Origin of the sequence: Longimicrobium sp., from assembly GCF_036554565.1 — a bacterium.
Taxonomy (GTDB): Bacteria; Gemmatimonadota; Gemmatimonadetes; order Longimicrobiales; family Longimicrobiaceae; genus Longimicrobium.
Map to the genome: position 1 here is coordinate 1 of NZ_DATBNB010000284.1, position 6,409 is coordinate 6,409.

At 69.0% G+C, this 6,409-nt stretch carries 1 protein-coding gene and 1 pseudogene; both read left to right on the plus strand.

Going from position 1 to position 6,409, the window contains the following annotated elements; all coding sequences use genetic code 11:
* On the plus strand, positions 1-5,896 hold a 5,896-nt coding region (locus VIB55_RS07590; RefSeq protein ID WP_331876069.1), incomplete at its 5' end, for a toxin TcdB middle/N-terminal domain-containing protein.
* 63 nt (positions 5,897-5,959) lie between these two features.
* Positions 5,960-6,409, plus strand: a pseudogene (locus tag VIB55_RS07595) (hypothetical protein); the annotation flags it as partial.

Sequence of the window (6,409 nt, forward strand, 5' to 3'; positions counted from 1 at the left end):
CCTGCGCCACCTGCCGCCCCTGGACGACACGTCGGCGGTGTCGGTGGTGGACCTGCTGGGGAACGGCACGGCGTGCCTGGTGTGGTCGTCGCCGCTGCCGGGGCACGCGCGCCGCCCCCTGCGCTACGTGGAGCTGATGGGTGGGCAGAAGCCCCACCTCCTGGTCCGCACCCGCAACAACCTGGGCGCGGAAACGCGGATCGAGTACGCGCCCTCCACCCGCTTCTACTTCGCGGACCGGCGCGCCGGGCGCCCCTGGGTCACCCGTCTTCCCTTTCCCGTGCACTGCGTCCACCGCGTCACGGTCACCGACCGCTGGCGGGAGACGAGCTTCGCCTCCACCTACTCCTACCACCACGGCTGCTTCGACGGCGTGGAGCGGGAGTTCCGCGGCTTCGGACGGGTGGAGCAGGTGGACGTGGAGTCGTACGGCGCCTTCGCCCGCGGCAACGCGGCCAGCCCGTACGTCACGGACGACGGCACGCTCTACCTGCCGCCGGTGAAGACGGTGACGTGGTACCACACGGGTGCCTCGGGGGACCGGCGCCGCATCCTTTCGCTGTTCGCGGACGAGTACTTTCCCCGCTGGTGGCAGGATGCGCGGCCGGGGCGGGCGGGCGGATTCCGCGAGCGCGCCATCCCCGAGCCGGAGCTGGCGGCGCGGGGGCTTACGGCGGACGAATGGCGCGAGGCGCTGCGCGCCTGCAAGGGCGTGCCCTTGCGCCAGGAGACGTACGAGCTCGACGTGGACGCGCTGGAGCGGGGCGAGCACCTGCCCGTCAAGCTTCTTTCCGCGGCCGCGCACGGCTACCGCGTCCGCCTGGTGCAGCCCAAGGGCACGGGCCGCCACGCCGTCTTCCTGGTGACGGAGAGCGAGTCCCTTACGTATCACTACGAGCTGGACCTGCGCGGCGCCGCGCCTCCCGACCCGCGCGTGGCGCACGCGCTCACCCTTTCGACGGACGAGTACGGCAACACGCGGCAGGCGGTGTCGGTGGTCTATCCCCGCGCCGGGAGCCACGCGGACGAGGGACTGCCGGCGGATGCGCTCGAGCGCATCCGCGGGGTGCAGCGGGAGCTCCACGCCACCTATTCGGAGCAGCGCTACACGGACGACGTTTCCGGCGCAGACGTCCATCGCCTGCGCGTGCCGTGCGAGGTGCTGACCTACGCGCTGACGGGCATCCCCGCCCCCGCGGACGGGCGATTCTACGGGACGGACGAGCTGCGGCGCCTGCGCCTGAGCGACGTGTATCCGGTCCCCCCGGCGCTCGCGGACGTCGCGATCTCCGTGGAAGAGGTTGCCTACCACGAGATTCCCGGCGGCGACGCGCCGCGCAAGCGCTGCGTGGAGCGGGTGCGCACCCTCTTCTTCGCGGACGACCTGGCCGGGCCGCTGCCTTTCGGCCAGCAGGGACGGCTGGGGCTGCCGTACGAGAGCTACACCGTGGCGCTGACGGAGGCGCTGCTGCGCGCCGTGTTCGGCGAGAAGCTCACCCCGGAGGTCCGTGCCGTGCTGGACGACGCCGCGGCGAGCGGCTACCTGGCCGGCACCGCGCTGGCGGCGCGGCTGGCGCCGCTCGATACGGCCGGCCAGCACTGGCGCCGCTCCGGCATCGCCGGCTTTGCGCCGGACGCGGCGGAGCACTTCTACCTCCCCGAGCGCTTCACGGACCCGTTCGGCAACGTCACGCGCGTGGAGTACGACGCGCTGGACCTGTTCGCGGCCTCCAGCACCGACGCGCTGGGCAACACCACGCGGGTGGAGCGCTTCGACTACCGCGTCCTGGCGCCGCGCGAGATCGCCGATCCCAACGGCAACCTCTCCGAGACGTACTACGACGCGCTGGGCCTTCCCGTCGCGGCGGCGGTCAAGGGCAAGGGCGCGGAGGGCGATACGCTGGCCGGGATGGACGACGCGCTGGCGAACCCGGAGCCCGCCGCGCTCGCCGCCTTCTTCGCCGCGCCGGCGTACGACGAGGCGCAGGCGCGGCGCTGGCTGCGCGGCGCGACGGCGCGCCACGTCTACCACTTCGGCGAAACGGTGCGCGCGGACGGCACCGTCGCCTGGGCCGCGCATCCGGCCTGCGCCTGCGGCATCATCCGAGAGAAGCACGTGGCCGCGCTGGCGCCGGGGGAGGAGAGCCCGCTGCAGGCGGCGTTCGAGTACTCGGATGGGCTGGGCGCCGTGCTGGTGAAGAAGGCGCAGGCGGAGCCGGAGGTGGAGGGCGGGCCGCTCCGCTGGATCGCCAGCGGAAAGACGGTGCTCAACAACAAGGGCAAGCCCGTCAAGCAGTACGAGCCCTACTTCAGCGAGAGCGGCCACCGCTTCGAGGAGCCGCGCGAGGTGGGCGTCAGTCCCGTGCTCTACTACGACGCGGCGGGGCGGCTCATCCGCACCGAGGCGCCGGACGGCTCGTACAGCCGGGTGGAGTTCTCGCCGTGGCACGTGGCTTCGTTCGACGCGAACGACACGGTGCTGGAGCCGGGGAACGCCTGGTTCGCGCGGCGCACGGCGCCGGCGGCATCGGCACAGGAGCGGCGCGCGGCGCGGCTCGCGGCGCTGCACGCGGGGACGCCCGCCGTCACGGTGCTGGACAGCCTGGGGCGCGAGGTCATCGCCATCGCCCACAACCGCGTGCCGGACGATGCGCCGGCGAGGGCCGGCACGCCGCTGGTGGACCGTCCCTGGCTGGACGAGCGGCACCTCACTTGGACCAAGCTGGACGCCGAGGGAAAGCCGCTCTGGGTGCAGGACGCGCGCGGCAATCGGGTGATGCAGTACATCGCGCCTCCCGTCCCCAGCGGCCAGCCCGCCGACCCCGTGTCGGGCTTCGTCCCCTGCTACGACATCGCGGGGAACCTGCTCTTTCAGCACTCCATGGACGGCGGCGGGCGCTGGTCGCTGATGGACGCGGCCGGCAAGCCGATGCTGGCGTGGGACTTCAACGAGCGCATCAGCGAGTCGGGCGCCGCCGTCCCCGAGCACCGCCGCTACCGCACGACGTACGACGCGCTGCACCGCCCGCTGGGCACGCGGCTCACGGTGAACGACGGGACGGCGGCGCTCGTAGAGCGCTTCGTCTACGGCGAAGAGATCGCCGACGCGGCGGACGCGAGGGCGGGCAACCTCCGCGGCCAGCTGTACCAGCACTACGAACAGAGTGGCCTAGTGAGGCGGCGGCGCTTCAGCTTCCAGGGACAGTTGCTGGATGCGGAACGAACGTTCTCCAGCGCTTTTCGAGCTGTCGTGATCGATTGGTCGGACGGCTCACCTACCGCCCTGCTCGAGGCCGAGCGATACGAGTGGCAGGCCGAGTACGATGCATTGGGGCGCGTGACGCGGCAGTTCGATTGGCACCGCGGAACCGGCAGCCTGGTGGCTGTTTGCGAGCCTCGGTACAACACCCGCGGACTACTCGCGGCCGAAATACTTGTGCTCCGCGCAACCAGAACAGCGGCCGGATTCACGGCGGGGACCGGTGCACAGAGGACGCTGGCCGTACGTGCTATCAGGTACAATGCCAAGGGGCAGCGAGAGCGCGTCGAACATGGCAACCGCACCGTCACGCGCTACCAGTATGATCCTGAGACATTCCGTTTGCTGCAGCTGCGCACGACGCGTCCCGGCTCAGACCCCGACTTCCCCTCCTACCACGCCGCGCTACGCGACGAGGCGGTGCTCCAGCAGATGCACTACACGTACGATCCCGCCGGCAATATTACCGAGATTTACGACGAGGCGTACGAGCCCGTCTTCTTCCGCAACCAGCGGGTGGAATCGCGAAGCCGGTACGTATACGACTCGCTGTATCGTCTCGTTGAAGCGACCGGACGCGAGAGTGCATCCGGCACCGACGCGACCATGCCGATCGAGCACGGCACGGCGGCATCCTTTCCGGTCACCGACCACGGTGCATTGCGCAACTACACGCAACGTTACCGCTACGATGCCGTCGGCAACATCACGGAAATGCGTCACATCGCCGGCTCCGCCGGAAGCTGGACGCGCCATTACGCGTACGCGGCGGACGGCAACCGGCTCCTGCGTACCTGGACCGGGAGCAGCGACGCGGACGCGGTCCTGTACCGGTACGATGGGCACGGCAGCATGCTGAACCTGGCCAACGCGCCGGTGGAATTCCATGCCCGCTGGGATTACCGCGACATGATACACTCCGTCGATCTCGGAGGCGGGGGTATGGTCTTCTATGCCTACGGCGCGGGCGAAGAGCGGACGCGGAAAGTGGTTACAAGCCGTGCTGGGGTCGTGCAGTGGGACCGCCTTTACCTCGGCGGCTTGGAGGTTTACCGACGATACGACTCGGCTGGACAAGCCGTGGAGGAGGTCGAGACGCATCGACTGCTGGATGGGCAGCGGCGCGTGCTCCTGGTGGAGGACGTTCTGAGGACCCGCGACCCGGACCTCGGCAGGGGACCGCGCTACCGCTATCAGTACGACGACCATCTCGGGTCGGTGTCCGTGGAACTGGACGAGGAAGCACAGCTCATCTCGATCGAGGCCTACCACCCATACGGGACAAGTGCCTACCATGCCGCGCGTAGCGTGGTGGAGGTGAGCCTCAAGCGGTACCGTCATACCGGAAAGGAGCGGGACGCGGAGACTGGACTCAGTTATCACTCCGCGCGCTACTACGCACCCTGGTTGGGTAGGTGGACAAGCCCGGATCCGTCAGCCATGGCCGATGGGCCGAACCTCTACGCTTACGTACTCGGCAATCCGGTCGGGGGAACCGACCCGACCGGACGTATCACGCAACAGCAACTCAACCAGCTCAACGCTGACATCTCCGCCCATGAGCAGGACGTATCCCGTTTTACCGCCCAGGTGTCCGAGGTTCAGGCGCGCGCGACCACGCTGATCCGCCAGTACAACGACGCAAGCCAGGCTTTCGCCAGCGCCCGACAGCAACTCGAATTCGAACAGGCCTCCAGCAGTCCGTCGGCACACGTGGAGATCGTGCTGCTGCGCACCATGGAGCAACGGCGTACAGAGATGCAGCAGGCGGCACGGGGACTCGGCCAAGTGGGCAGAGATCTTCGCCGGCTCAGGGGTGCGGGTGAGTCGCTGCGGGCGCGATCCGTGGCCCTGTATGCACAGGCGAGCAGGGTCCCGCAGGGGATGGGAGGGTATAGAGGAACCGGAATGCATCCGGAACAGCGCATGGGCGCCGTGATGAACCTCATCCACGGCTACGGCGCGCTCGTCACGAACCTGCGGAACTGGCATCGGGAGGTCACGATCGAGCTATCGGCTGGTGCGCGGCTCGTTCATGCCGCAATCAGACGCTTGACCGAAGGCGTGACTCTAGCCATGGCGCGAGCCGTGTCCGCTGGGGACTACTTCGTGTTCTCACTTGGCGTACAGGGGCTCGCTTATATCGGTGATCTGCTTGGCATCCGCGGGAGCCGGGGAGGCGGGAATGCCGGTGGCGGTGGTGAGGCCGGCGGCGGCGGGTCGAGCGTTAACGGGCAGGTCCGCATCGACGTCACCGCACCAACCACGCAAGCACGTCCATCGGTCCCGGCGGCAGAGGGCCAGGAGATCGAACGCGGTGAGGAGGGGAGCGATCCCGGACGCGGGCGGGCAGAGCGCCGCATCGATATAGACGCAGGGTTGCCGCCAGCGGAGTCCGACGAGGCGACGCCGGACCAGATCGCCGAGTTCTGCCGCAGCCCGCTTTCGGACTGCTACGCCGGTGAGACCTCAATATTTAGTTATCCGAGTTCGGTTTCGCCTGTGGGTCCCCGTGCCCTAGGAGCCGGTAACTCCGGAAGCAGTGTACCTGCTCGCGTACCAGCTCGAGTGCCCCTGCGCATGCCGGTGCGCATGCCGATTCGCATACCAGCCGGTGGAATGCTGTGGGGACTCTGAGTCACTCAGCTAGCTCCACCCATTACCTTTGCAGCACAACTCCTAGCAGCCAAGAAGGTGTTCATGTCGAGAGCCGATGAGAACTCCTACCACATCCGCGGGGTCGTCGTCCATCCGCAGACCGGGCAGGGGCTGGCGGGGCTCCGCGTGGAGGCGTGGGACAACGACCTGCTGATGGATGACCTCGTCGGCAGCGCCGTCACGGGCGCGGACGGGGCGTTCGAGATCGCGTTCGATCCATCATCCTTCGGCGAGCTGTTCCTGGACCGGCGGCCCGACCTGTACTTCAAGATCTTTCACGACGACCGGCTGGTCGCCAGCACCAGGGACACGACGCTCTGGAGCACCGGGACGGGCGAGACGCCGGTCGTCATCGAGGTCCCGCTCGCCACCCTGGCGTATGATCGCCCCGGCAACACGGGCACCGGCGCGCCGGCCGACGGCCCACGGCGCGTGGAGGGGCGCATCGTCTTCGACTACGGCCTGCCGGCCGGCGGGCTCACCGTGCGGCTG